The organism is Paenibacillus diazotrophicus (assembly GCF_042610465.1).
The window spans coordinates 1-25,137 of sequence record NZ_JBGJZN010000011.1 but is presented as its reverse complement, the minus strand read 5'-3'; the positions used below and the strand labels follow the sequence as shown (position 1 = coordinate 25,137).

23 protein-coding genes and 9 tRNA genes are annotated in these 25,137 nt (G+C 50.3%); 4 read left to right on the top strand and 28 right to left on the bottom strand.

Annotated features, from left to right (window positions below; genetic code table 11):
* Positions 1-19: 19 nt before the first annotated feature.
* The 11 genes from ACAN54_RS27725 to ACAN54_RS27675 form a co-directional block, all read right to left on the bottom strand.
* Positions 20-1,753: a tetratricopeptide repeat protein gene (locus tag ACAN54_RS27725; RefSeq protein WP_379163414.1), complete on the bottom strand. Its 1,734-nt coding sequence runs from the start codon at positions 1,751-1,753 to the stop codon at positions 20-22.
* Positions 1,754-1,964: 211 nt separating this feature from the next.
* On the bottom strand, positions 1,965-2,915 hold the full coding sequence (locus ACAN54_RS27720; protein WP_379163411.1) for a ribose-phosphate diphosphokinase: 951 nt from the start codon (positions 2,913-2,915) through the stop codon (positions 1,965-1,967).
* A 23-nt stretch (positions 2,916-2,938) separates the two neighbouring features.
* On the bottom strand, positions 2,939-3,766 hold the full coding sequence (hisJ, locus tag ACAN54_RS27715) for a histidinol-phosphatase HisJ (RefSeq protein WP_379163408.1): 828 nt from the start codon (positions 3,764-3,766) through the stop codon (positions 2,939-2,941).
* Between the two features lie 15 nt (positions 3,767-3,781).
* Positions 3,782-4,486, bottom strand: coding sequence for a bifunctional phosphoribosyl-AMP cyclohydrolase/phosphoribosyl-ATP diphosphatase HisIE (gene hisIE / locus ACAN54_RS27710; RefSeq protein ID WP_379163405.1), 705 nt, complete (start codon positions 4,484-4,486; stop codon positions 3,782-3,784).
* Positions 4,483-5,241 carry an imidazole glycerol phosphate synthase subunit HisF gene (gene hisF / locus ACAN54_RS27705; protein ID WP_025707066.1) on the bottom strand — a complete coding sequence of 253 codons (759 nt, stop codon included), beginning with the start codon at positions 5,239-5,241 and terminating at the stop codon, positions 4,483-4,485. The genes hisIE and hisF overlap by 4 nt, the downstream gene beginning before the upstream one ends.
* Before the next feature lie 38 nt (positions 5,242-5,279).
* Positions 5,280-6,014: a 1-(5-phosphoribosyl)-5-[(5-phosphoribosylamino)methylideneamino]imidazole-4-carboxamide isomerase gene (gene hisA, locus ACAN54_RS27700; protein ID WP_379163402.1), complete on the bottom strand. Its 735-nt coding sequence runs from the start codon at positions 6,012-6,014 to the stop codon at positions 5,280-5,282.
* Positions 6,015-6,082: 68 nt separating this feature from the next.
* Complete coding sequence (hisH, locus tag ACAN54_RS27695; RefSeq protein WP_379163399.1) at positions 6,083-6,706, bottom strand: imidazole glycerol phosphate synthase subunit HisH; 624 nt, start codon at positions 6,704-6,706, stop codon at positions 6,083-6,085.
* 1 nt (position 6,707) lies between these two features.
* A complete protein-coding gene (hisB, locus tag ACAN54_RS27690) occupies positions 6,708-7,319 on the bottom strand; it encodes an imidazoleglycerol-phosphate dehydratase HisB (protein WP_379163396.1) in 612 nt (203 codons plus the stop codon).
* The gene (gene hisD / locus ACAN54_RS27685; protein WP_379163393.1) at positions 7,309-8,616 is read right to left on the bottom strand and encodes a histidinol dehydrogenase; all 1,308 of its coding nucleotides are present in this window, start codon (positions 8,614-8,616) and stop codon (positions 7,309-7,311) included. Before hisD ends, hisB begins: the two co-directional genes overlap by 11 nt.
* A 23-nt stretch (positions 8,617-8,639) precedes the next feature.
* Positions 8,640-9,296 (bottom strand): ATP phosphoribosyltransferase, encoded by a 657-nt coding sequence (gene hisG / locus ACAN54_RS27680; RefSeq protein WP_379163390.1) that lies wholly within the window; start codon positions 9,294-9,296, stop codon positions 8,640-8,642.
* A 57-nt stretch (positions 9,297-9,353) separates the two neighbouring features.
* Complete coding sequence (locus ACAN54_RS27675; protein WP_379163387.1) at positions 9,354-10,571, bottom strand: ATP phosphoribosyltransferase regulatory subunit; 1,218 nt, start codon at positions 10,569-10,571, stop codon at positions 9,354-9,356.
* Positions 10,572-10,925: 354 nt separating this feature from the next.
* Between ACAN54_RS27675 and gnd the strand changes: the two genes are divergently transcribed.
* The 4 genes from gnd to gntK all read left to right on the top strand — a co-directional run bounded on the left by gnd (position 10,926) and on the right by gntK (position 15,788).
* Entirely contained in the window at positions 10,926-11,828 is a 903-nt protein-coding gene (gene gnd / locus ACAN54_RS27670) for a phosphogluconate dehydrogenase (NAD(+)-dependent, decarboxylating) (RefSeq protein ID WP_379163384.1), read from the top strand.
* 135 nt (positions 11,829-11,963) lie between these two features.
* Positions 11,964-12,635 carry a GntR family transcriptional regulator gene (locus tag ACAN54_RS27665; protein ID WP_379163381.1) on the top strand — a complete coding sequence of 224 codons (672 nt, stop codon included), beginning with the start codon at positions 11,964-11,966 and terminating at the stop codon, positions 12,633-12,635.
* Positions 12,636-12,762: 127 nt separating this feature from the next.
* Positions 12,763-14,124, top strand: coding sequence for a GntT/GntP/DsdX family permease (locus ACAN54_RS27660; protein WP_379163378.1), 1,362 nt, complete (start codon positions 12,763-12,765; stop codon positions 14,122-14,124).
* A gap of 134 nt (positions 14,125-14,258) precedes the next feature.
* Complete coding sequence (gene gntK, locus ACAN54_RS27655) at positions 14,259-15,788, top strand: gluconokinase (RefSeq protein ID WP_379163541.1); 1,530 nt, start codon at positions 14,259-14,261, stop codon at positions 15,786-15,788.
* A 100-nt stretch (positions 15,789-15,888) separates the two neighbouring features.
* Here gntK and ACAN54_RS27650 read toward each other — a convergent pair whose 3' ends face one another.
* From ACAN54_RS27650 to ACAN54_RS27570, 17 genes are all read right to left on the bottom strand, one after another.
* The gene (locus tag ACAN54_RS27650) at positions 15,889-17,040 is read right to left on the bottom strand and encodes an acyltransferase (protein WP_379163375.1); all 1,152 of its coding nucleotides are present in this window, start codon (positions 17,038-17,040) and stop codon (positions 15,889-15,891) included.
* Positions 17,041-17,155: 115 nt separating this feature from the next.
* A complete protein-coding gene (locus ACAN54_RS27645) occupies positions 17,156-17,674 on the bottom strand; it encodes an acyltransferase (RefSeq protein WP_379163372.1) in 519 nt (172 codons plus the stop codon).
* Positions 17,671-18,324: a pyrophosphatase PpaX gene (gene ppaX / locus ACAN54_RS27640; protein WP_379163369.1), complete on the bottom strand. Its 654-nt coding sequence runs from the start codon at positions 18,322-18,324 to the stop codon at positions 17,671-17,673. The genes ACAN54_RS27645 and ppaX overlap by 4 nt, the downstream gene beginning before the upstream one ends.
* Before the next feature lie 9 nt (positions 18,325-18,333).
* Positions 18,334-19,365, bottom strand: coding sequence for a prolipoprotein diacylglyceryl transferase (lgt, locus tag ACAN54_RS27635; RefSeq protein WP_379163366.1), 1,032 nt, complete (start codon positions 19,363-19,365; stop codon positions 18,334-18,336).
* Positions 19,366-19,377: 12 nt separating this feature from the next.
* The gene (gene hprK, locus ACAN54_RS27630) at positions 19,378-20,316 is read right to left on the bottom strand and encodes an HPr(Ser) kinase/phosphatase (protein WP_379163363.1); all 939 of its coding nucleotides are present in this window, start codon (positions 20,314-20,316) and stop codon (positions 19,378-19,380) included.
* Between the two features lie 334 nt (positions 20,317-20,650).
* Positions 20,651-21,772, bottom strand: coding sequence for an ABC transporter ATP-binding protein (locus tag ACAN54_RS27625; RefSeq protein WP_379163360.1), 1,122 nt, complete (start codon positions 21,770-21,772; stop codon positions 20,651-20,653).
* A gap of 109 nt (positions 21,773-21,881) precedes the next feature.
* Positions 21,882-22,976 carry a PucR family transcriptional regulator gene (locus tag ACAN54_RS27620; protein ID WP_379163357.1) on the bottom strand — a complete coding sequence of 365 codons (1,095 nt, stop codon included), beginning with the start codon at positions 22,974-22,976 and terminating at the stop codon, positions 21,882-21,884.
* A 99-nt stretch (positions 22,977-23,075) separates the two neighbouring features.
* Entirely contained in the window at positions 23,076-24,026 is a 951-nt protein-coding gene (locus ACAN54_RS27615) for an NAD(P)/FAD-dependent oxidoreductase (protein WP_379163354.1), read from the bottom strand.
* Positions 24,027-24,169: 143 nt separating this feature from the next.
* A tRNA-Lys gene (locus ACAN54_RS27610) sits at positions 24,170-24,242 on the bottom strand.
* A gap of 20 nt (positions 24,243-24,262) precedes the next feature.
* A tRNA-Lys gene (locus tag ACAN54_RS27605) sits at positions 24,263-24,335 on the bottom strand.
* Between the two features lie 7 nt (positions 24,336-24,342).
* Positions 24,343-24,428 (bottom strand) — tRNA-Tyr (locus ACAN54_RS27600).
* A 6-nt stretch (positions 24,429-24,434) separates the two neighbouring features.
* Positions 24,435-24,510: transfer RNA gene (locus ACAN54_RS27595), tRNA-Phe, on the bottom strand.
* A 27-nt stretch (positions 24,511-24,537) separates the two neighbouring features.
* Positions 24,538-24,615, bottom strand: a tRNA-Asp gene (locus ACAN54_RS27590).
* 15 nt (positions 24,616-24,630) lie between these two features.
* A tRNA-Thr gene (locus ACAN54_RS27585) sits at positions 24,631-24,706 on the bottom strand.
* A 33-nt stretch (positions 24,707-24,739) separates the two neighbouring features.
* Positions 24,740-24,815: transfer RNA gene (locus ACAN54_RS27580), tRNA-Val, on the bottom strand.
* A 9-nt stretch (positions 24,816-24,824) separates the two neighbouring features.
* Positions 24,825-24,901, bottom strand: a tRNA-Met gene (locus ACAN54_RS27575).
* A gap of 26 nt (positions 24,902-24,927) precedes the next feature.
* Positions 24,928-25,019: transfer RNA gene (locus ACAN54_RS27570), tRNA-Ser, on the bottom strand.
* Between the last annotated feature and the right edge of the window lie 118 nt (positions 25,020-25,137).

Genomic DNA, 25,137 nt, shown 5'->3' with positions numbered 1-25,137 from the left:
TAGCAAGTCCTCCTTAGGGTCAGATATTTTCCGTAAATGGCGGCAAAACGTCTGCTGCCGCCCCATCCTGCGTTAACCCGCATGCTTGATCAATACGCCGGGCATACCGGCTTACCGTCGAGACGGAAACGCCGTAGCGCTGGGCAGCCTCACGGTAGGTAACCGGATGACCATGCAGTTTGGCGGTTAAATACTCCAGAGCTGCACACCAGCCCTCCGCATGCCGGAACAAAGGAACATCCGGGTAGAGGCGGGCTATGAAATGCTTCCAGAGGAGCTCGGCATCCTTCTTCTGCGCAGTATCAAATCTGCGGTCCTGCACAGCAGCCATATGATCCAAAATCCGTTGCCAGTCCTCTTTCCACTCTGGCGGTCCTTTATGGCCTGACACAACAGAGTCCTGCACAGCCCTCTGGATTCCGCCTTCCTCCGAACTGCCGCCGATCAGACGCTGCAGACTGAGAAGCGCAGCCTCCTGAAGCGGTTCTTGCTCCGATACTGTCTTCAATACTTCAGACATTTCATCATCTTCAATCCAGTGGAGCGCTTCGGTCACCTGAAGCTTCGTATTGGCATCACCATAACGCAGCGCCCAGAAGAATGATGCACGCAGCAACGGATTATTCTGCAGTTCCTCAGTGAAGCTGTCCGTATTGTTCTTCCACTGCTTCAACTGTTCCTGAAAGGGCAGCTGATAATTATAGCTTATCTGAGACAGTTGCCGGCCCTCTGCTTGTGCCAGCTGCATCTGGGACAGGAAAAATTTCGGAACTGCTGATTCCGGGTCCAGTCTGGCGGCCATTTGCCAGCAGCGTATAGCCTCATTATGGAGCCCGCTGTTGCTGGCCGCGGCCGCGCAATAATGGTATAAACCGGCATCACCGCCGACCTCTTCATCCTTCAGCAGACGGCGAAAATGTCCGTATGCTGTTTTGTGCTTGCCCAATATGCCCATCGTAGTTGCCATTTTGAATACATGCTCCTGATGAAAAGGCACAGTCGCTTCAAGCATACGCACCAAGCCTGCAAGTTGGTCCTGATCGCCGGCATATTGCAGAAATATAGCCATATTGCAGAGTGCATGCAGGTTACCCGGGTCCTGCTTCAGCACTTCGCCAAGGCATTCCTTGGCTTTGGCGAAGCGGCCCATATAAAAATAGGCAAGAGCCAGATTGTTATGTGCCGCCAGGAAGTCCGGGATGTTCTGGACAATCTCTTCAAGCAGCTTGACCGCTTGCGGAAATTTCCCTTCCTCCAAAAGACTCCGGGCTCTGTCATGCTCCACCACACCCTCCCGACTGCGGATCCGGACTAGCGGAGCGGGACGGTTCAGCTCATACTGCAGCAGTTCCATCAGCTCTTCGGACTCGGCCAGGAACTCACCGCTTGCATCCTCCTGAAGATAGGTGACCAGACTGCGTTCCGCCTCTTCAAAGCTTTCCATATTCGCATAGTTATTAGCCATATAGAAGTGGCATTCTGTCATAGAGGGGTCAATTTCCTCCAGAACATGAGTCAAGATTTCATTAGACGCCTCGTACTTCCCCATCTCCGATAATATACCCGCCATATTACAATGATTCACCGGGTTTTCCGGCTCATATTCAACAGCTTTGCTAAAATTCTTCAATGCCTTATCATATTGAAAGCGGTCCAATGACCGTACGGCTCTTTCAAAGAAAAAATTGGCATCCAGAGTGACGGGAATTACGTTAGCATTCACCGCATTATTCTCTGAAGTTCTATCAATCATGGAAGCAAGGCACCTCCCTTTGTAAGCTTCCTTATCCACACAAAAATAGGAGAGCGGCAGCAAACGCCTGCCCGGGCTCCCACCTCAGTGCCGTCGTTTCCATTTTTGGTCCCGACTGTCTTCACACAGTATAACACATGTGACAGGGGGATTCTCAAGATTGGAAGGAGCTCACCAGGAGGAAAAAGCCTCAAACAAAAAAACGCAGGAATTAAATCCCCGCGTCTCTGAACAGCTTATCAATTGAACCGCCTTCAATAATAATGCGTGTAGCTTCAGCCAGCATAGGTGCTACTGAAAGTACAGTGAACCGGCTGGAATGATCATCCGGCAACGCAATGGAATCGGTAACGACAATTTCTTCTATATTGGGATGAACCATACGGCTTAGAGCATCTCCTGAAAAGAGTCCATGGGTGGCACACACGATACTGTTCTTCGCCCCCCGCTCCTTCAGGCCTTCCACCACATTTACAATCGTGGTCCCCGTATCGATCAGATCTTCAATAATGATAGGCGTCCGTCCTTCTACATCTCCAATCACATGCGTAATCACGGATTCGTTGTGAGCCGGGCGCTTCTTGATCATGATAGCAAATGGTGAATCCAGACGGCTGGCCAGCTTCTCTGCCATGGAGGCACGTCCTGCATCTGGAGACACAACAACCAGGTCGGACAAGCCTTTAACCTTCAGATATCCGCTGATCAGATCAAGGGCTGTCAAGTGATCTACCGGAATGTTGAAAAACCCCTGAATAGCCGCCGCATGCAGGTCAATGGTGATTACGCGCGTTGCCCCTGCGGTTGTAAGCACATCCGCCACCATCTTGGCTGATATCGGCTCGCGCGGCGCAGACTTGCGCTCCTGTCTGGCGTAACCGTAGTAAGGTACAATAATATTAACCGTTCTTGCTGATGCCCGCTTAGCTGCATCGATCATGACAAGCAGCTCTACGAACAGCTCATTAATAGGATGAGCGAGGGATTGCACCAAAAATACGTCACAGTTCCGGATGCTCTCTTCATAATGCACATAAATTTCGCCGCTCTTGAAGCGGGTCAGCTTAATCTGGCCCAGCGGTGCGCCCAGACGCTCCGCAATATCAGCGGCCAGCTTCGGATTCGACGAACCGGAAAAAATACGTAATTGATGATGATGCATAGTACCCTCCTGGGGATCAAAATTTATAGTTCAAACGGAACCAATGTACGAACACGATTCTCAAACACAGCCAATTCGCGGAAACCCGTGCGCCACAGCAAGCTGCGGGCTTCCGGCAAACCGTCTCCCAGCTTCAATGGGTCGTGGGCGTCAGAGCCTAAGGTAAGCGGGATGTCCAGCTCGAGTGCCTGCTGCAGCACATGCTCAGCGGGAAACATCTCTGCGCAGGGCTTGGTAAGCCCCGAAGCATTAAGCTCCATCGCCATGCCGCTGCCTGCTATCGCCCTAAGCGTCTCCAGCTCCATCGCCCTCACCTCGGCCTGCCCCTCCGGTGTCTGCGGACCGTATCCAAACCGTTTGATAACATCCATATGTCCTATAATATCATATAATCCCGATAACGCCGACTTCCTTACAGCATCATAATAACGGCGGTAGACCTCCATCACATCCCGGCCTTCCCAGCCGTGAGTCTGGCGAAAATCCGTAATGTCCCATTCGCCGAGAAAATGTACTGAACCGATCAAATAGTCCCAGGGATACGGTGCCAAAAGCTCACGGATCTGCTCCTCATAACCTTCGATATAATCGGCTTCCAGTCCTACACGCAGCTCAATCCGTCCACGGTAACGCTCTTTCAGGCTCAGGCATTCATCCACGTAGCGGGGCAGCTCGGATAGCGGCATCGCCATCTCTGGATAGTAGTTCTCCGGGTCCACATGAATAAGCGGCAGGTGATCGGACAAACCGAGATGCTCCAGCCCGAGTTCAATCCCCCGCTGTACATATTGTTCAAGGGTTCCAACCGCATGTCCGCAGCGTTCATGGTGGGTATGGTAATCAATACGCATGCTGAAGGCTCCCTCCTAATCGCGGCGCGGCCGTTCATGGCGGGCGCTCAGTTCCTCCATAATCTCATCCAGCGGAAGCTTGCGCTCCTGCAGCAGCACCAGCAGATGGTAGATCAAATCACTGACTTCAAGCCGCAGCTCGGCATTGTCTTTATTTTTGGCGGCGATAATCGTTTCTGAGGCCTCTTCGCCCACCTTTTTCAGGATTTTATCAACCCCTTTATCGAACAGGTAGGTTGTATACGCACCTTCCGGCCGTTCAGCTTCCCGCTCGGCAATTACCCGTTCCAGTTCGCCAAGAACTGCAAAACGCACACTGTCGCTCAGCGCTTGCCGATCCGTAGCTGCTGCTGACGGATGGCTCAGTGGAAGCTCGCGGAAGAAACAGGAGGTTTCGCCTGTATGGCAAGCTGGTCCCTCCGGTACAACCTTCACCAGCAGCGTGTCGCTGTCGCAGTCATAATGGATGGAGGTAATCGCCTGGGTATTACCGGAGGTCCCGCCTTTATGCCACAGCTCGCTGCGTGAACGGCTCCAGAACCAAGTCTGTCCGCTCTCCAGCGACAGCTGAAGTGATTCTTTATTCATATAGGCAAACATTAGCACTTCCAGGCTGTTCGCGTCCTGCACTACAGCAGGGAGCAGTCCAGCTTCATTCCAGCGGATGCCCTCTAATACTTCCTTTTGGCTCTGGGCGGTTATTTGCTCTGCTTCGCTCATCGGATCTCTACCCCTTTTTGCTTCAGATCTGCTTTTAAATCATGAATGGCAATTTCTTTATAGTGAAAAATCGTCGCGGCCAGTCCAGCGTCGGCCTTGCCTTCCGTAAATACATCATAAAAATGCTCCATCTTCCCCGCTCCCCCGGAAGCAATCACAGGAATGGTAAGAAGGTCGCTGACCGCAGCGGTCAGCTTCAGATCGAAGCCGTCCTTAGTGCCGTCTGCATCCATGCTGGTCAGCAGAATCTCACCTGCTCCCAGCTTCTCAGCCTCCTTGGCCCAGGCCAGCGCGCGGATTCCTGTAGGCTTGCGCCCGCCGTGCGTGTATACTTCCCATTCGCCCCAAGCCTCATTATATTTGGCATCCATCGCCACTACAATGCACTGGGCGCCGAAACGCCGGGCTCCTTCGAGAATAAGCTGCGGATTGTTGACCGCTGCTGTATTGATGCCGATTTTGTCCGCACCCGCACGCAGGATGCGCTTCATATCCTCCGGAGTAGAGATTCCTCCACCCACTGTAAAGGGAATGGCGATTTCCCCTGCGGTCTGCCGCACAACTTCAACCATTGTGGCCCGTCCCTCCACAGAGGCGGAAATATCCAGAAACACAAGCTCATCGGCACCTTCCCGGTCATACAATGCCGCCAGCTCTACCGGATCCCCGGCATCGCGCAGATTCACAAAGTTCACGCCTTTGACTACCCGCCCGTCCTTTACATCCAGACAGGGAATGATACGTTTGGCTAACATGGAATCCCCCCTTTCCTTGGCTTTCGAGTGAAAACCTTTTATTTCCCGTTCAGAGCCTGTAAAGCTTCGGATAGATCTATATTGCCAGTATATAACGCTTTGCCGACTATCGCACCGCCAATGCCGCTGCCGCTATGTACGCTAAGGCGCAAGAGGTCGTCCAGACTTGTGACCCCGCCCGAGGCGATCACGGTTTTACCGCTGCTAGCGGCCATGGACAAGATACCCTCAATATTCGGACCCTGCATCATACCGTCACGTGAGATGTCGGTATATATGAACGTTTCGGCGCCTTTGGCTGCAAGCTCTTTGGCCAGATCCTCTGCACGAACCTCGGAAGTGTTCAGCCAGCCATGTGTAGCCACATAACCGCCCCGGGCATCGATGCCGATCGCAACCTTGTCGCCGTATTTGGCGAGCACTGCCTCAGTGAAGGCATGGTCATTAATCGCCGCTGTTCCGATAATGACACGGCTGACGCCGAGACCCAGCAGCTTCTCCACATCCGCAATCGTGCGGAGGCCTCCGCCTACCTGGACAGGGACACCCGCATTTTTGGCGATCGCCCCGATGATCGTATCATTAACAGGATGTCCGGCCTTGGCTCCGTCCAAATCCACGAGATGAATAAATTTCCCGCCCTGCTCTTCCCATGATCTGGCTACCTTCAGCGGACTGTCGTTATATATCGTTTCTTGGTTGTAATCCCCCTGTTGCAGTCTGACACATTTCCCATCCCGGATATCAATCGCCGGATATACGATAAAAGACATGAGGTCTCCCACTTTCGCTACAATATAGTTATTTAGAGAGTTGCATAATTTCAATATACAGAGCGGGCTTATTCCCGCTTACCCTTCAGTTGCAGGAAATTACCCAGCAGCTTCATTCCCAGCTCTCCGCTTTTCTCCGGATGAAACTGCATGCCGAATACATTCTCCCGGCCAACAATAGCCGTAACCGGATGCCCGTAATCTGTGATGGCGAGCAGGTCGCTCTGCTGAGCCATGACAGCATGGAATGAGTGAACAAAATACACATGACCCGCTTCAAGATCCTTGAACAAAGGACTCTGCGGCTGTAGGAATTCTAGCTTGTTCCAGCCCATATGCGGAACTTTGTAGCCCTCGCGCGGCGCAAATCGGACCACCGAACCCTGCAGAAGATCAAGCCCTTCATGAGTGCCGTACTCTTCGCCGCTGCTGAACAGAAGCTGCATTCCCAGGCATATCCCCAGCACCGGCTGACCCGAAGATGCGGCTTTTTTGACCACAGTATCCAGCCCGGTCTCCCGCAGATGCTCCATCGCATCGCCGAATGCACCGACACCCGGCAGAATGACGCTATCGGCAGCCAGAATCTCTCCGGCTTCACCCGTCACAAGACATTGATACCCGAGTCGTTCCACCGCCTTGCTGACACTATGCAGATTGCCCATGCCGTAGTCGACGATAGCAACGGTCATTCTACAGCACTCCCTTCGTGGAAGGCACACCCTTCACGCGCGGATCAATCAGCGTCGCTTCATCCAGCGCCCGGCCCAGCGCCTTGAATATAGCCTCGATCATGTGGTGGGTATTCGAGCCATAGTGCACAATCACATGCAGCGTAATCCGCGCCTCCAGGGCAAATTTCCACAGAAATTCATGCACCAGCTCTGTGGAGAAGCTCCCAACCTGCTGCGATGGATACGTAGCACGATACTCAAAATGCGGACGGTTACTGATATCGATAACCACCTGAGCCAGTGCCTCATCCATAGGGATGAAGACATTGGCGTAGCGCTTGATGCCTTTTTTGTCACCCAGCGCCTCACGAAGCGCCTGTCCCAGACAAATACCGATGTCCTCCACGGTATGGTGATCGTCAATGTCAATGTCGCCCCGCGCCTGCACGGACAGATCAAACTGGCCATGCTTCGTAAATAAATCCAGCATATGATTCAGAAACGGCACGTCCGTCTCCAGCTCTGAAACCCCGCTGCCATCCACGGCCAGAGAGAGCTTGATATCCGTTTCATTAGTTGTACGGCTTAGCCCCGCTTGGCGCACGGCCTGGTTCTCATTATTATTTTCCATTTCCGTCTCCACCCTTCGCTTCCATCTGCAATCTGACTTCTATCGCACGCGCATGGCCTTCCAGCCCCTCGCGGCGGGCCAGCTCGATAATTGTAGCCCCGTCCTTCAGCAATGCTTCCTTACTATAATAGATCAGGCTTGATTTTTTAATGAAATCATCCACATCAACCGGTGACGAGAACCGTGCTGTGCCATTGGTCGGAATAATATGATTCGGGCCGGCAAAATAATCCCCGACCGGCTCCGAGCTGTACGGGCCCAGGAAAATCGCTCCGGCATTCTCGATGCTGCCGAGCAGACCCATCGGGTCCCCCGTTACAATCTCCAGATGCTCGGGTGCAAGCCGGTTCACCACATCGACTCCCTCTGTCAGCGACTCGACAACGATGATCGCACCGTAATTATCTACCGAGGCGCGCGCGATGGCCTCGCGCGGAAGTTCTTGCAGCTGCCGTTCTACTTCGGCAGCAACGGCGTCCGCCAAGCGCTGCGATGGCGTAACCAAGATGGCCGAGGCCATCTCGTCATGCTCGGCCTGCGAGAGCAGGTCGGCCGCGACGTAGGCGGCCTCAGCAGTATCGTCGGCGAGCACGACGATCTCGCTCGGTCCGGCGATGCTGTCGATATCGACAGCGCCGTAGACCTCGCGTTTGGCCAGGGCCACGTAGATGTTCCCTGGCCCGCAGATCTTATCGACCGGCACGATAGACTCCGTGCCGAAGGCTAGTGCGGCGATCGCCTGCGCGCCGCCCACGCGGTAGATCTCGTTCACGCCGGCTTCGGCGGCGGCAACGAGAATGTAAGGATCTATGCCCTCCGTGCCGCCAGTCGACGGCGGAGTGACCATCACAATCTCCGGCACTCCGGCAATCTGAGCCGGAATCACGTTCATCAGCACCGAGGACGGATAGGCTGCCTTGCCGCCGGGAACATATACGCCCACCCGCTTCAGCGGGCGGATGATCTGGCCGAGGATCGTGCCGTCCGGCTGCAGATCCATCCAGGAATTGCGTTTCTGCCGCGCATGAAACGCCCGGATGTTGGCTGCAGCAGCGCGGATCGCAGTTACAAAAGACTCCTCCACCCTGCCGTATGCAGCCTGGAGCTCCTCTGCCGTCACCCGCAGCTGTGCTGCAGTAAGTGCAGCGCCGTCGAACCGCTCCGTATAGCGGAGCAGGGCCGCGTCGCCCTCTTTTTTAATATCGGCCACAATTTCCTTCACGGCCTTATTCTGCTCAGGCGTTCCGTACTCTACTTCACGCTGAAGCTTAAAATCCTTGCTCGATTGAACCTTCACCGCTGCTTCCCCCTTTTACATCCTTAGCGTTCTACTCCACCCGTTGCTGCTCCCGTTCCGGTGATAACCGCCTGGAGGCGATCGCACAGCTGCTGGATCTCTTCATTCTTCATGCGGTAACTTACTCGGTTGGCCACAAGGCGGCTTGTGATCTCAAAGATGCTCTTCATCTCCACCAGCCCATTATCCTTCAGCGTCTGCCCGGTCTCCACCATATCCACAATACGGTCAGCAAGGCCGATTAGCGGCGCAAGCTCAATGGAACCATTCAGCTTCACCACTTCTACCTGCTGCCCCTGTTCGCGAAAATAACGTGAAGCCACATTCGGGTATTTCGTCGCCACCCGCTGCTGAATACCCGGCTGCCAGTTCGGCAGACCGATAATTGACATCCGGCAGCGCGCGATCCCCAGATCCAGCAGCTCGTAGACATCACGATTTTCCTCCAAAAGCACATCTTTACCGACAATTCCAATATCCGCTACACCATATTCTACATATGTAGGAACATCCACCGGTTTGGCCAGGATAAATTCCATTCCCGCTTCCGGCAATGAAATCACCAGCTTGCGCGACTCTTCACCATCGGGTGGAATCGGCAGTCCCGCTTGACGGAACAGCTCCGCCGCTTTATTGTAGATCCGGCCTTTCGGCATGGCCACCTTCAATATCTGCGCCATAATCATTGACCTCCGTCTCCATATCTTTGCCTATACACCTGTATATTAAGTTAACCCTCAGCCATGCTCACTAACAAAAGAAACGAATGTATAAATCTCTCCGTATGACTCGCCTTCCGCTTCAACCACATTCGGGTCCAGGCGCTTCACTACCTTCAGATCACTAGCCTCATTGGCCAGCCGCGTCACCACAACATGTCCTTCAGCCCGCAGCCGTGCTGCTTCCTCCAGGCCTTCCTTGCGCCGGAGCGCGTCATACTGGATCAGAATCGGAAGCTCTTCCTCTTCCGGCACGCCGGTTACTCCGTCCAGAATACGGTTCGTCTTCAAGGAGAATCCGGTGGACGGAATAGGCCGCCCAAATTGCTGCAGCAGATTGTCATAACGGCCACCACTGCACACCGGGAATCCAAGCTCCGAGGCATAGCCTTCGAATGTCATCCCCGTATAATAGGAGAAGTCTCCAATCATCGTCAGATCAATCAGCACATGCTGGGAGACTCCGTAAGACACCAGTACCTCCCATACCTTACATAGATGCTCAATGGAGGTGCGGGCCAGCGGATGGTTGCTGAGTTCCAGAGCCTGACTGCAGATTTCCTTGCCACCCCGCAGCCGTAGCAGTCCGTCCAGTTCACTCTTCTGCGCCTCGGTCAGCGAAAGCTGGCGAAGCGTCTCTCGGAAGGCCACATAATCACGGTTTAGCAAATGATTCTTCAGTTCCTCCTGTGCTTCCGGAAGACCGTCCACCGCTTCTTGAAACAGGCCGTCTAGGAAGCCGACATGCCCCATGGCGATTTTGAAGGACTTTACCCCCGCCGCCTGCAGCGAGGAAATCGCCAGCGCTACAACCTCGGCATCGGCCTCCGGTGAATCATCCCCGACAAGCTCTACTCCGGTCTGGAAGAATTCTGCTTCCCGCCCCGCTTCTTCCTCAATGGCCCGGAATACATTGGCGTGATAGGACAGGCGGAGAGGCAACGGCTCGTCTTTTAACAGTGAAGAAACCACACGCGCCACCGGTGCGGTCATCTCCGAACGCAGCACTAGTGCCTGCCCGCGGTTGTTAAGTAATTTATAGAGCTTCTGGTCCGAAGTGGAGCTAGCCACCCCGACCGTATCGTAATATTCCAAAGTAGGCGTAATCATCTGCCGGTATCCCCAGCGGCTCATGCAGTGCAGCACATCATTTTCGATCTTGCGCAGTTTGGCCACTGCACGCGGGAGATAATCACGTACGCCGGCCGGCTTCTCGAATCCCTTTGGTTTGGACATCTTCATTGGTCACCTCGTCAGATATCATCAATAAGTAAGTGTAAACACTTTACTATGGTACAGTGGTAGTAAAGTAAAGCAGTGGCAATATCGTATCACGGACTATCCCTTACGTCAATTGAAGCTTTGATATAAGAATAGCATAATTGTTTACATATAGAGTAAGTTCAGATTTTTATATGCTGCAGCCAGCCATTCTTCCTATGTGTGTGTCAACCAGAGCCCATTCACCACAATATAAACCGCTTACAAATTTACTCTTTACAAATGATTAACCACAGTAGTATGATACAAACAAAGTTGTATACAAGTACACAAGATAGTCTAAAATAATCTGCCAAGGAGTGGACAACAATGAAAGTGGGTATGATTGGATTAGGCAAGATGGGTTTTAACCTGGCGTTGAACCTGCTGAACCATGGGCATGACCTTGTGGTAAGCGATATCAACCCGCAAATGGGACTTGAATTAGCAGAACGGGGTGCACTTGCCGCTGAATCCCTGGAGGAAGTAGTAGCGAACCTTGAGCATCCGCGAATGATCTGGGTTATGGTCCCTGCCGGAGAGATTGTAAGTGGAGTGATTGATACTCTGGCCGGGTTGCTGGAGGCGGGGGATATTATTATCGACGGCGGTAATTCCCATTATAAGGAGTCTATCGCGCGTTCAGAGAAGCTTAGAGAACAAGGCATCTATTTGTTTGATACAGGCACATCCGGCGGAACAGAAGGGGCTGAGCATGGAGCCTGCTTTATGGTTGGCGGTGATCCCGAAGTATTCCCGGCTATTGAGCCCCTGTTCCGTGATCTCGCGGTTGAACGCGGTTACCTATATGCAGGGGAAAGCGGCAGCGGTCATTTTCTCAAAATGATTCATAATGGTATTGAGTATGGAATGATGCAGTCCATTGCCGAGGGCTTTGAGCTGCTGGAGAAAAGTAATTTTGACTTCAACTATGAACAGGTCGCCCAGCTGTGGTCGAATGGCTCCGTAATCCGCGGTTGGCTCATGGAACTTGCGCAGAGCGCTTTTGCCAAAGATTCGAAGCTCTCTGGGATACGCGGAGTGATGCAAAGCTCAGGTGAAGGGAAATGGACAGTACAAACCGCTCTTGACCTTGAAGCCAGCACACCGGTTATTGCCCTCTCACTTCTGATGCGTTACCGTTCCCTCGAGGAAGATACTTTCCACGGTAAGGTGGTCGCCGCGCTCCGCAATGAATTTGGCGGTCATGCTGTTGTGCGGGAGGATCAATAGAATCAATTTGCAACTTGATCTCCGTGCTGGAAGGTAAGCATGTTAAACTGATGGAACCGTGAAGACATTGTATGCTAAAATTAATGAAATCCCAGGTTTTAGCTTACAACTAATCACATAGAGGAGTCGTTTTTCATGCATTATCCTGTTACTTGGCTGCAAGGAGCCTCTCTCGGAGAATCCATTGCCTGTGAACTCAGGCTTCAGATTATTAATGAAAAAATAAAGCCAGGCGAGGTGCTCTCCGAGAACCGGATTGCTGCAGATTTTGGCACCAGCCGTTCTCCTGTTCGGGAAGCGCTTAAATCATTGTCGGGCGAAGGCTTAATTCGTCTGCAAAGAATGGGAGCCGTTGTTGTGGGCCTGAATATCCGGGACGTTGAAGAGTTGTATGATGTACGGTACCTTATCGAGAGCTTTGCCCAGCAAAGACTTGCCGTTAATATACAGGATACGCTGATCCAACAGCTTGAACAGGCCATCGACAAAATGAAGCTGGCTGTTAAACACAATGATTATGTTGAGTTTGCGCTTCAGGACTTTTCCTTTCACGAAGCTATTGTTACAGAAGCCCATCATACCCGGATTCTTCATTTGTGGAACAGCATCCGCTATATCGTGATGACTGTCATTCTGATTACTACCGAAAAGGGCTTTGCCCTTGGAGAAGAACGGATGAACTGGGTAGCAGATAAACACCGGACGGTTATAGAGGGGCTTCGTTCTGGCGATCCCGGAACCATTCATAAGGTAGTCCAGGAGTATTTCGCCGACTCCGGAGAAACGCTTATCCGCAGCCTACCGTAGGGCATCCTTTTTTCAGCAAAGGCCTGCCTTTGTTTCGATCATCTTGTCGACAAGTATACTAATGAATCATTTTTATTGAAAGCGCTCAATATAGACTTGAAGCCAACAAAGGGAGGTCCCGTTAACTATGGAAAATTTATTCGGACTCAGTCATAATGCGACACTGCTCGTCTGGACGTTGCTTGTCATTGTTTTTCTGGTTATGCTTATCGCCAGATATAAATGGAACCCTTTCGTCACACTCCTTATTTCTGCCTTAACCCTTGGCCTGCTCGCAGGGATGGAGTATCCGGCTTTGATCAAGTCCATAACCGGAGGTCTTGGCGGAACACTGGGCACGATAGCGATCGTCATCGGCCTTGGTACGATGCTGGGGAAAATGATGGCCGAATCCGGAGGCGCGGAGCGAATTGCAAATACGCTGGTAGACCGGTTCGGAGAAAAGAGAGTTCATTGGGCTATGATGCTGGTTGGGTTTGTTGTAGGGATTCCCGTATTTTTTGAAGTTGGCTTAATCCTGCTTATCCCAGTGGTCTTTATGGTAGCACGTAAAACAAAAATGCCTCTCCTGCAAATTGGAATCCCGATTCTAGCCGGCTTGTCGACGGTCCACGGACTGGTTCCGCCACATCCGGCGCCTATGATTGCTATTGGGGCCTACGGTGCAAATTTGGGTAAAACGATTTTATATTCAGTTATTGTAGGTCTGCCTACGGCAATTATTGCGGGACCGTTATTCGGTAAATTTATAGGCAAACGGATAAATGTAGAGCCTCCCCGGGAGCTGGCTGAGCAATTTGCTGCAAAAAGCGTCCGGGAACTCCCGGGATTCGGAATTACCCTATTAACCATTCTGCTGCCTGTTATATTGATGCTAATGGGGTCTGTAGCTGATATTATAGATCCTGAGGCCACTAATGCTTTTACACCCTTTGCGAAATTTATTGGGCATGAGATCATTGCCCTGCTCATTGCAGCCGTCTTTTCCTTCTTCTCGCTGGGTTTTGCACGCGGCTTCAAGAAAGATGAAATCTCACGCTTCACAAGTGAATGTCTGGCACCCACAGCTTCTATTATTCTGATCATTGGAGGCGGTGGAGCATTCAAGCAAGTCTTAATCGACAGCGGCGTAGGCGGGGCCATTGCCGCGCTGGCTACACAAACCCATGTGAATATTATTTTGTTCGCGTGGCTGATTGCTGCCTTGATTCGTGTGGCAACCGGTTCAGCCACTGTAGCCATGACAACAGCCGCCGGAATTGTCGCGCCGGTACTTGCCGTAACGCCTGGCGTAAACATCGAACTTGCAGTGCTTGCTACGGGTGCCGGCTCTCTGGTGCTCTCCCATGTGAATGATGCCGGCTTCTGGATGATCAAGGAATTCCTCGGCATGTCTGTAGTGCAGACCTTGAAATCATGGACGGTGATGGAGACCATTCTGTCAGTGGTCGGTTTAACTTTCATCATGATTCTAAGCATCTTTGTCTAAGGCTCTAATGATATCTTATAATTCTTACATCTCCAGAATATCCGAAAAGCGGGACGGGGCGGCTGAAACTTTCAGTCCGGCCCGATTTCCGCATTTCCACTAGAAAGAAGGTCTGACGATTGAGCATATCCTACATGATTGGCGTCGATATTGGAACTACTAGCACCAAAGCTGTTCTCTTTGAGGAAAATGGGAAAATTGCCGCACAAGCTAGTCTCGGCTATCCGCTCCACACGCCTTCGCCTTCAGTAGCAGAGCAGGATCCCGAGCAAATATTACATGCCGTAATCCATACAGTCCAGACGGTCATGAAAGACAGCGCCATCCCCCCGGAGTCTGTCCTGTTTCTTTCGTTCAGCTCCGCCATGCACAGTGTGATTGCTGTTGACAGTACCGGTAGTCCCTTAACCGCCTGTATCACCTGGGCGGATAACCGCAGCGCTGCTTATGCCACTCGTCTGCGGGACGAACTGGACGGACATGAACTGTATCTGCGCACCGGAACACCCATCCATCCCATGTCTCCGATCACCAAGCTGATGTGGCTGGGAGAGGAGCAGCCGGAGCTATTCCGCCAGACGTACAAATTCATCTCCATTAAGGAATACATCTTCGCCAAGCTTTTCGGTGAATATGTCATTGACCATTCTATTGCTTCCTCCACAGGCATGTTCAATTTAGAACAGCTGGAATGGGATGAGGAGGCGCTGCGTATTGCCGGTATTACTACAAAGCAGCTCTCCAAGCCTGTACCCACAACTCAGGTTATGCAGGGTCTGCTGCCAGGTTGGGCCGAAAAGCTAGGTGTGTTGCCTTCCACACCTTTTATAGTTGGAGCCAGTGACGGTGTCCTCTCCAATCTCGGAGTTGGTGCCATTAAACCTGGGGTCGTTGCGGCCACGATTGGAACCAGCGGGGCCATCCGCACGGTTGTCGACCGGCCGCTTACCGATCCTAAGGGTCGGATCTTCTGTTACGCCCTGACTGAGAAGCACTGGGTCATTGGCGGACCGGTGAACAACGGAGGAATGCTTTTCCGCTGGGTTCGTGATGAATTCGCTGCCTCCGAGGTGGAGACAGCGAAACGTCTCGGCATTGACCCCTATGAGGTGTTAACACGTATTGCAGAGCAGGTTCCGCCAGGCAGTAATGGCCTTCTCTTCCATCCTTATCTTACCGGAGAACGTGCACCGCTATGGAATCCGGATGCCCGGGGTTCCTTTTTTGGCCTAACAATGAATCACCATAAAGAGCACATGATCCGTTCTGTTCTGGAAGGTATCATTTTCAACATGTATACTGTACTGCTGGCTATGGAGGAGCAGATCGGACAACCGGTCAAGATTCATGCCACTGGAGGTTTTGCCCGCTCATCTCTATGGCGGCAGATGATGGCTGATATTTTTGATCAGGAGGTTATCATTCCCGAAAGCTTCGAAAGCTCCTGTCTTGGTGCGGTCGTGCTTGGCCTTTACGCCACCGGACGCATTGACTCCTTTGATGTTGTTTTCCAAATGATCGGCTCTACCCACCGCCATCATCCAGTTCCGGAGCATGCCAAAGTCTATAAACAACTGCTGCCTATTTTTATTTCGGTATTCCGCAGCCTGGAAGGCCAGTATCAGGCCATCGCCGATTTTCAGCGGGAGCAAGCCGGAGAATAATACCTTTCTTCGCCATTTTCTTCATATACCAAATAAAGCGTCGACAAATCGCAGGAAGCGAACGTCGGCGCTTTATTTTAGAGTATTGAAATAATGGCTGCTACATGGATACATTTTTCTGCGGCATCTTCGGTCCAGAACCGAATACAATCCAGGCAGGCTTCACATAGCGGAAGACGAGAGCAACCAAGAGCCACGAACCCAGCAAGGCTACAAGCCAACCCCCGGCAATGGCCGCCATATACGCAAGCGAACCTCCGTGAAACGGAATTTTTCTGTATAGGAACAGTAGTGCCGGATGTAGCAGATAGATCCCAAAGGAACAGGCACCGATAGAGATCAGCAGACGGCTCAGCAGACGGCGGCCTGTCCCATATAGCAGGAACGACAGCTGCAGAAGCACAATACAGGATAGCAGCGCATGCAGATTGGAGAAACCTTCATACCATAGACTGTTAATTACTGTTTTTTTCGTATAGTTATTGAACCAAAGCTCTACATGAATCACTCCTGCGGCAGCCCATAGTAACCAGAGCGCAACCCACCCCGGACCTTTACCGGAACGCCATCCCTCACGCGAGAGGATCAGCCATTTTTTCAATGAGCCATAGTAGACGGCAATCGCTGCCCCCAGCAGGAAATAGGAGAAGTAAGTAATGGCCAAACTCCCCTTGGACAGATGCCAGTACCCGTGATTAGTCATGTATTTGTTAAGCAGCACGAATCCCCATTGCAACAGCAGCCCCAATACCGGAGCCCAGGCAGCGAGACGCCGGACCTTTTGCAGGCACCACAACATCAGCGGGAACAGCACATAGAACTGGATAATAATAATGATGTAGTACAGATGCGTATACGCCGTCCCCGTCAGCAGATACTTGCCCAGTTTACGGGCCATTTCATCTGCAGGCATCCCCCAGGTATGACCGGCAGTCATTTTTAGAATAAAGTACATAAGTGAAAAGACAATATAGGGCAATATAATATATATTAGCCTGCGGCTATAAAATTTCCCCAGCGTTTTCCCGCTTAGCGGGCGGTCAATATAATTGTAGAACAACACAAATCCGCTCAGAAAAATAAATGAAGGTACCGCGAATTGGCTGAACTTGTTAATGAATAAAAACGGATGGAACATCGAGGTATCCAAAGTCTCTGCAAGTGTGCGTGAAGTGGCATGTATTGCGATCACCGCAAATATCGCAACTGCCCGAAATATATCCAGCTGCGGGATTCTTTCCTTTTGTCCCATTTTATTTCCTCCTGTGAACTTGCACCCCAGGTGCCTTATCTAATTTTCACAACAAAACCCCGCAGTTCCTGCGTAAGTGCACGCAACCTGATACTGCAGGGCCATATTTTTTCCATTAATTATCCTCGAGTACTTCTGCGGTATTCATCTCGGCCGACGACCGTAGCACCCGCAAAGGATTACCTCCAACAAACGAACCCGCTGCAACATCCTTATGCACTACCGAACCTGCCGCTACAACCGCTCCATCCCCGATAGTTACACCAGGCAGAATTGTAGTATTGGCGCCGATCAACACATTTTCACCAATAATAACTTCGCCCAAGCGGTACTCCTTGATCAGGTATTCATGTGCAAGAATGGTTGTGTTGTAGCCGATCACGGAATTCTCACCCACTGTAATCTTCTCCGGGAAAAACACATCAACCATAGCCATCAATCCAAACGCTGTGTGCTTGCCAACCTTCATACCCAGAACACTGCGGTATATCCAGTTCTTAAGCGGTAGGTACGGACAATAACGGGCAATCTGTATAAAAATAAAATTGCGTACACCCTTCCAGGGGTTAACCGTGCGATAAATGTACCAAAGGGAGTTATGTCCTTCCACGGGGTAGCGGGTTACTCTTCTCACCGTCTCATCGACCCCTGATCCACAATATCAAAGATATCCTTCATATCATGAATGATGTAGTCAGGTCCATATTTCCGTAACGTCTCTTCACCTTTGAGCGACCAGGCTACTCCAGCTGCAATAACACCTGCTGCCTTGGCTGATTGAATATCAACCACACTGTCACCAACCATCAGTGTTTTTTGCGGGTCAACTCCCAGATTGCTGACAGCCATTAGAACCGGCTCCGGGTGTGGTTTGGGCTGAACTACATCGCTTACGGTAACAATCGTCTCCATATACTTCAGCAGATCGAACATCTCCAGCGCCTTGATCGTGGTTGGACGGATCTTGGTCGTTACAATACCCAGTTTGATGCCGCGGCGTGACAATTCTTCCATCGTTTCATTCACACGGGGAAAAGAACCAATCAGCTCGTCATGGTGGGCATTGTTATAGGCTCGGTAGGCAAGCTCCAGCACACTGGTATCATCGAGACCAGAAAAAACTCTCATCTGCTGCTGAAGCGTGGTTCCCATATGGGGAATAATCTGCTCCCGGGTTAAGGGGGGAAGATTATTCTCTCTCAGTGCATGCATGAATGAGTTGATAATCAGTTCGTTTGTATTTACAATGGTTCCGTCCAGATCAAATAGTACACATTCTATCATTAGTTTCTACTACTCCTCCGATACTTTATCCGGTGTCTTGTCCGGTTCCGGCTGTCTAGCCGGTGGAGCACTATGCGGCGTGTGTACCGCACTTTCCGGAACTATCGTATCTGCGGCAGTGGCCTTAGTACTGACAATAGGATCAGAGTAATGATCCTTGGGTTTACCCGTTACCCGTCGGACAATGATTATAATTATAGCCGCTAGTATGGTCAGCAGTGCCAGCAGCTGCGAGCTGCGGATGTTCCCATAAGCTGGATCGAGATATCCTTGTTCAAAACCAAACCACTTCATTGGTGCCCACAATCCATTCAGGAAAGATGCAAGCCCGCTACTTCCTTGAAACCCCAAACTGTCTGTACGAAGCGCCTCGATGAAGAAGCGGCCGATCGAATACCAAATGAAATACGTCAGGAAAATTTCACCTGCACGTACGAACTTTTGCCGGCGGAGCACCAGCAGGAGTAGGATACCCACCAGACTCCAGAGGGATTCATACAAGAAAGTCGGGTGATGAAAAGCATCTCCTATGTACATCTGGTTCACAATGAAATCAGGAAGATGCAGCTTATTGCGAAGGAAGGACTCTTCCACAACGCCACCATACGCTTCCTGGTTCACGAAATTGCCCCAGCGTCCGATCATCTGACCTGCGAGCAGTCCGGGTGCGCAAATATCAATAATCCGCCAGAAGGGATACCCTTTATAGCGGAAATAAATGATGCCGCAAATAATCGCGCCGATCAGAGCACCATAAATAGCGATCCCGCCATTCCAGATTTTGAAGACATCTGCAAAGTTATCCTTATAATCCTCCCATTTGAACGCTACATAATAAATCCGGGCACCAATGATGGCCGAAGGCAATCCAAGAAGCAGCATATCCATGAAGAATTCCTGTGAAATGTTGAAGCGTTTACCTTCCTGGATCGCCAGAAGTAATCCAACCAACGCACCTACACCAAGTATTAATCCATACCAGTGAACCGGCAGAGAACCGATGGAGAAGACAATCGGATCAATCGCTAATGTAAAAAACATACTCTCACACTCCTAGTCCAAATCATCCATGTCTTCCGATATGGTTGCAGTAAGCTTATTCGTAAATTGCAGAGCCGCATTAAAGCCCATCTGCTTCAAACGATAGTTCATTGCTGCCACCTCTATAATAACCGCAAGGTTACGTCCAGGACGCACTGGAATTGTTACAAGGGGTACATCCGTATCAATAATTCTGGTCGTTTCTTCGTCCAGTCCAAGCCGGTCATACTGCTTGTCCTGCTGCCAGGCTTCTAACCGGATCACAAGTGTAATCCGTTTATGGTTACGAATAGCTCCCGCACCAAACAGTGTCATCACATTGATGATCCCAACACCGCGGATTTCCAACAGATGGCGGATAAGCTCCGGTGCCGTACCATGAAGCTGATTATCCGAGGTCTGGCGGATTTCTACCGCATCATCGGCAATCAAACGGTGTCCGCGTTTTACGAGCTCAAGCGCTGTCTCACTTTTACCGATACCACTGCTGCCGGTAATTAGCATGCCCACACCATACACATCACACAGAACACCATGGATCGTGGCAGTAGGAGCCAGTCTTCCTTCCAAAAAGCTGGTCAGTCTGCTGGAAAATATGGTTGTCGCCATCGAACTGCGCAGCACCGGCAGTCCCTTTTCATTGCTTATGTCGATAAGCTCTTGAGGCACATCAAGCGCTCTCGTAATCACAATACACGGTGTATTATCATTACAGATCCCGCGAATCCGGCTCTTACGCTCTTCATCCGGTAGCATGGAGAAAAAAGCCAGCTCGGTCTTTCCCAGAAGCTGAACGCGTTCCTCCGGATAATATTCAAAATAACCGGCCATTTCAAGTCCCGGACGATTCAAATCATCCACGGTAATAGGTCTTTTCAGACCCTCATGTCCGGAAACTACCTCTAACTGAAAATGCTGCACCAATTCAGATACTTTTACCTTCTTAGCCATGTGTGTCCGTCCTTTCGTCACCAGCGGTGTGATCCGCTCGTCCCGCATTTGGTTAATCCTAATTCCTATTCCAGCCGCAGGTAATTCTCCTGCTATCTTAATGGATAACGTCTATGAATGCAATCTTAACAGCCGCTGTTTCGCCCGTATGAGCGCTAATATAAATCCGACTTTTATAAATAGCAGTATGTAAATATAAACAGCCCCACTCGGTGGGGCACAGGCTTCGGTCCAAATTCAAGGTCTATAGAGAAAAATCCATTCATAAAATCGGACATATTTATTAAAAAAGCCGCCTTCTCAGGCGGCTTATTTCAAGCAGGTCTTACTATTATTATCCGAGCAAAATGTTAAGTTCGGATTCTTTATCGAAGAGGTGAATTTTGTTCATATCAATGGCCAATTTTGGCTTGCTGCCTTCACGAGTAGTGGAGCGTCCATCTACACGTGCAATTACAGTGTTAGCGCCAAGACCGCTCAAGTAGAGGAGCATTTCATGACCAAGGTTTTCAGTAACATCAACCATCGAAGTGAAGATTGTGTTCGGTGAAGCTTCCAGGAATACTGGCTCTTCATGAATATCTTCTGGACGAACGCCCATTATTACTTCTTTGCCGATGTAGCCTTTGTTGCGAAGCAGAGTAGCTTTGCCGCCTGGAACTTCAACATCAAGGTTCTCAGCACGGAAGCGTACAGCGCCACCAACGTCAGACAATGTGCCGTTGATAAAGTTCATTGTAGGGGAACCAATGAATCCGGCTACGAACAGGTTCGTAGGCTCGTTATACAGCTCTTCAGGAGAAGCAGCCTGTTGGATAATACCATCGTACATAACTACGATACGGTCACCCATTGTCATAGCTTCTGTCTGGTCATGGGTTACATAGATACAAGTGGTTTCAAGGCGTTTAACCAGCTTAGTGATTTCCGCACGCATTTGACCACGAAGTTTAGCATCCAAGTTGGAGAGAGGCTCATCCATCAAGAAGACTTGCGGATCACGTACGATAGCGCGTCCCAGTGCGACACGTTGGCGTTGACCACCGGACAATGCTTTTGGTTTGCGATCCAGCAAATGTTCGATATCGAGAATTTTCGCAGCTTCGCGAACTTTCTTGTCGATTTCTTCTTTTTTCACTTTACGCAGTTTCAAACCAAATGCCATGTTTTGATACACGCTCATGTGCGGGTACAAGGCGTAAGATTGGAATACCATCGCGATATCACGGTCTTTTGGAGCTACATCATTAACTACACGATCACCAATGTACATTTTACCTTCGGAAATTTCTTCCAGACCGGCAATCATACGCAAAGTTGTGGATTTACCGCAACCGGAAGGTCCAACCAGTACCAAGAATTCCTTATCTTTAATATCAAGATTGATATCGATTACTGTCGCTTTATCGGAACCCGGGTATTTTTTGAAAATATGCTCTAAACGAACGCCTGCCATTGTATTTCCCCCTCGAGTTTATTATTTGGATAAAAAATAAATCGCTTTCTTGTATATTTATCTTACCCCAGACATGCCGCGCTGGCTATTTGTAACGTTCACAAAAAACCTATTTTCTTTTCGTCACTTTATACAATAACATGGCTAACTTCACAATAGCGGCATCTCCAAAGCTCCGGACATCGGCTCCGGTCTCCTGTTTAATCTTATCCAGCCTGTAGAGCAGCGTATTCCGGTGGATATACAGCTTTTTAGCCGTTTCACTGACATTGCAGTCCATCTCAAAGAAAGTCTCCAGCGTCAGCAGCATCTCCCTGTCAGCCAGCACAGAGGTATAATCACCGATCTGTCCAAGCAGCTGACGGCGGCGCTCATCCGGAATACTATTTACCAGCCGTTCCATATGAAGCTCCCAGGGAAGATGAATATAGTCTCCAACCTGAAAAACACGGCCCAAGATAATCGTTTCCCTCAGCAAAGCTACTGACCCAGTCAATCCCTTCACAGGAATAATGGCTGGTGCTACTGCCAGGTGAAAAACTCCCACCCACTCGCTGGCAATCAGTTCATGCAGTCCCATACAAGTCTGAGCCAGCAGATCCTCAGCACTCTCTTCTTCATCTTCTTTATCATCCCCGCCGGTGAGCAGTTCCTTACGGGCTAATATTAACCATTCTTTCTCCTGAAGTGGAATAAGCAGAATTTCATTCTCAAAATAACTTCGCAGTAGCTTCATCAGTGAGCGGTAGGTCACTTGCGGGTTATGAACATTTTCGCTGACTAGCAGGAATGGGATCATCTCCCCCACCAGCCGTCCCTTTAAAGTCATCTCATCAGGGATTTCCGCATCATTCTTTTCCTGCTCTAACTGAGTATTTAACCAGACGCTGAGCTGGCGGGCTTCCAGTTCGCCTTCTTCTTTGAGTCCTGTAGCCTTTAGGGCTATAGCAAAATTCCGTGCAGCATAATTGACCAATTGTACTTCTAAAGGAGTCAGGCCCTCCAGCTCCAGCCAAATTGCCGTTATTCTTCCTTCATTCTCGTACAATGGAACCCATAAATGTCCCTCGTGAAACACTGGCTGTTCCTGTTCATCTGTGCCTATGCCAAAAAGGGAAGCCGAATGCTGCCTCCCAAGCTGTTTGATTCCGGTTTTCTTTCCGGTGAGTTGCTCCAACTTTTGACGCAAAATCTCACTATCCATCGTCACCATACTCCACCACTTTTGCTCTTTTCGCCTATTTTATCACATTTGTGGACAATATGCGCCTCAGCAAAAACGGTGTAGTGATCAGCAAAAATATCATTTGGCGTGGATGTGCCGCTTTTTCGCTGGTGGCAAAGTGACAGGGTTTAACTTTCGTAATTCCTTATGCATCCAGATACCTGCGATTGCCCCTTCTCCCATGGCTACTGTAGCCTGCTCAGCATGTACCGCCACATCCCCTGCCACCCATACATGCTCCACATCTGTCATCAAGGAGCGTCTATTCGCCTCAATATGCTTATTTTTATGAAGGGAAATTCCTAAGTTCCCCGCAAGCTCAGAATGTACCGGATTATGACCAAAGGCAATAAATCCACGTTCTGCCGGAATTGTTATTTCATTTGTCAACGTTACACCTTGTATCCTCCCATCATCCACCGTTTCCACTCTCACCACGGGCTGTTCTATATATACGATATCTTCATCAATCATCCGATCCATACTCTCTTTAGATACCGGGAACATCTCATGGTTGACATACGTTAGATCTCCAGTACGTTCGCGTAAAATAAAAGCCATCTGAGCTCCTGCATCCCCCGAGCCTATCAACACTGTCTGCCGATCCTGAATCTCATAACCGTCACAATCCGGGCAGACATAAACGGTTTTACCAAGTGTAGGGATCAATCCGGGCAGTTCAGGAAAACGGTCCATAACCCCTGTTGCCAATAGCAGCAGTTTACATTGGTAGGTCTGGCCATGCTCTCCTTGCAATAAAAAATAACCATCCGGCTTCTCAGCTTTTACAATTTTATCTGTTTTGAATTCTACCCCTGTACTTTCTGCCTGTTTCCGCCCTCTGGCCCGTATTTCCTCTCCTGATATCCCATCTGGCCACCCCAAAATATTGTGATAGCTTCTGCAAAATTTGGACCTTCCATCTCCGGCATCTACCACAAGCACACGGTGAGCAGAGTAACGGCCTAATTGAATGGCTGCCTGAAGACCCGCAAACCCGCCTCCTACAATAATAGCATCATATATCATGGATATTCCCTCATTTCTGCTTACGTTATAACCATATACTTAAACGGAGACAGAAAACTTAAACTCCCCTCAGTACATTATCATCAAAAATTCTGAAAACACAAAAAAGCCACCACCTAAAGGTGATGACTTTCAGATTGGAATGAGCCATGAAGGACTCGAACCTTCGACACCCTGATTAAAAGTCAGGTGCTCTACCAACTGAGCTAATGGCTCATAAAACNTTCAGATTGGAATGAGCCATGAAGGACTCGAACCTTCGACACCCTGATTAAAAGTCAGGTGCTCTACCAACTGAGCTAATGGCTCATAAAACTGGTGGAGGCTGATGGATTCGAACCACCGAACACGTACGTGAGCAGATTTACAGTCTGATGCGTTTGGCCACTTCGCTAAGCCTCCACAATATGGTGGCGCGGGAGGGAATCGAACCCCCGACACAAGGATTTTCAGTCCTTTGCTCTACCGACTGAGCTACCGAGCCATATAAACAAGCTTCAAAATAAAAAAATGGCGGAACCGACGGGATTCGAACCCGCGATCTCCTGCGTGACAGGCAGGCATGTTAGGCCAACTACACCACGGTTCCGCATTTTATAGAAAATGGTGCCGGCGAGAGGACTTGAACCCCCAACCTACTGATTACAAGTCAGTTGCTCTACCAGTTGAGCTACACCGGCACGGTGTAAAACCTGAATCCAAAAAGATAAAAATGGTGGAGGCTGAGGGGTTCGAACCCCCGACCCTCTGCTTGTAAGGCAGATGCTCTCCCAGCTGAGCTAAGCCTCCAGGTATGTATGGTAGCGGCAGAGGGGATCGAACCCCCGACCTCACGGGTATGAACCGTACGCTCTAGCCAGCTGAGCTACGCCGCCACAATAACATGGTAATGGATTTGAAATGGCGGAGAGAGAGGGATTCGAACCCTCGCACCGCTTACGCAGTCTAACCCCTTAGCAGAGGGTCCCCTTATAGCCACTTGGGTATCTCTCCAATTGATATAGCCATGTAAATCCATACAGGAAATTGATTCCTGAAAACTGAATCCGAAACGAATCTGCGTTTTATTTCTTGGATAAGCCCTCGACCGATTAGTATTGGTCAGCTCCAT

Excerpts from the sequence above, each read along its gene's own strand:
- ACAN54_RS27620 (WP_379163357.1), bottom strand. The coding sequence starts at position 22,976 with ATGGATAGTGAGATTTTGCGTCAAAAGTTGGAGCAACTCACCGGAAAG.
- hprK (WP_379163363.1), bottom strand. The coding sequence starts at position 20,316 with ATGGCTAAGAAGGTAAAAGTATCTGAATTGGTGCAGCATTTTCAGTTA.
- hisB (WP_379163396.1), bottom strand. The coding sequence starts at position 7,319 with ATGGAAAATAATAATGAGAACCAGGCCGTGCGCCAAGCGGGGCTAAGC.
- ppaX (WP_379163369.1), bottom strand. The coding sequence starts at position 18,324 with ATGATAGAATGTGTACTATTTGATCTGGACGGAACCATTGTAAATACA.
- hisJ (WP_379163408.1), bottom strand. The coding sequence starts at position 3,766 with ATGCGTATTGATTACCATACCCACCATGAACGCTGCGGACATGCGGTT.
- ACAN54_RS27660 (WP_379163378.1), top strand. The coding sequence starts at position 12,763 with ATGGAAAATTTATTCGGACTCAGTCATAATGCGACACTGCTCGTCTGG.
- lgt (WP_379163366.1), bottom strand. The coding sequence starts at position 19,365 with ATGTTTTTTACATTAGCGATTGATCCGATTGTCTTCTCCATCGGTTCT.
- hisG (WP_379163390.1), bottom strand. The coding sequence starts at position 9,296 with ATGGCGCAGATATTGAAGGTGGCCATGCCGAAAGGCCGGATCTACAAT.
- hisA (WP_379163402.1), bottom strand. The coding sequence starts at position 6,014 with ATGTCTTTTATCGTATATCCGGCGATTGATATCCGGGATGGGAAATGT.
- hisF (WP_025707066.1), bottom strand. The coding sequence starts at position 5,241 with ATGTTAGCCAAACGTATCATTCCCTGTCTGGATGTAAAGGACGGGCGG.
- ACAN54_RS27725 (WP_379163414.1), bottom strand. The coding sequence starts at position 1,753 with ATGATTGATAGAACTTCAGAGAATAATGCGGTGAATGCTAACGTAATT.
- gntK (WP_379163541.1), top strand. The coding sequence starts at position 14,259 with ATGATTGGCGTCGATATTGGAACTACTAGCACCAAAGCTGTTCTCTTT.
- ACAN54_RS27665 (WP_379163381.1), top strand. The coding sequence starts at position 11,964 with ATGCATTATCCTGTTACTTGGCTGCAAGGAGCCTCTCTCGGAGAATCC.
- hisH (WP_379163399.1), bottom strand. The coding sequence starts at position 6,706 with ATGACCGTTGCTATCGTCGACTACGGCATGGGCAATCTGCATAGTGTC.
- gnd (WP_379163384.1), top strand. The coding sequence starts at position 10,926 with ATGAAAGTGGGTATGATTGGATTAGGCAAGATGGGTTTTAACCTGGCG.
- ACAN54_RS27625 (WP_379163360.1), bottom strand. The coding sequence starts at position 21,772 with ATGGCAGGCGTTCGTTTAGAGCATATTTTCAAAAAATACCCGGGTTCC.
- ACAN54_RS27615 (WP_379163354.1), bottom strand. The coding sequence starts at position 24,026 with ATGATATATGATGCTATTATTGTAGGAGGCGGGTTTGCGGGTCTTCAG.
- hisIE (WP_379163405.1), bottom strand. The coding sequence starts at position 4,486 with ATGAGCGAAGCAGAGCAAATAACCGCCCAGAGCCAAAAGGAAGTATTA.
- ACAN54_RS27675 (WP_379163387.1), bottom strand. The coding sequence starts at position 10,571 with ATGTCCAAACCAAAGGGATTCGAGAAGCCGGCCGGCGTACGTGATTAT.
- ACAN54_RS27720 (WP_379163411.1), bottom strand. The coding sequence starts at position 2,915 with ATGCATCATCATCAATTACGTATTTTTTCCGGTTCGTCGAATCCGAAG.
- ACAN54_RS27650 (WP_379163375.1), bottom strand. The coding sequence starts at position 17,040 with ATGGGACAAAAGGAAAGAATCCCGCAGCTGGATATATTTCGGGCAGTT.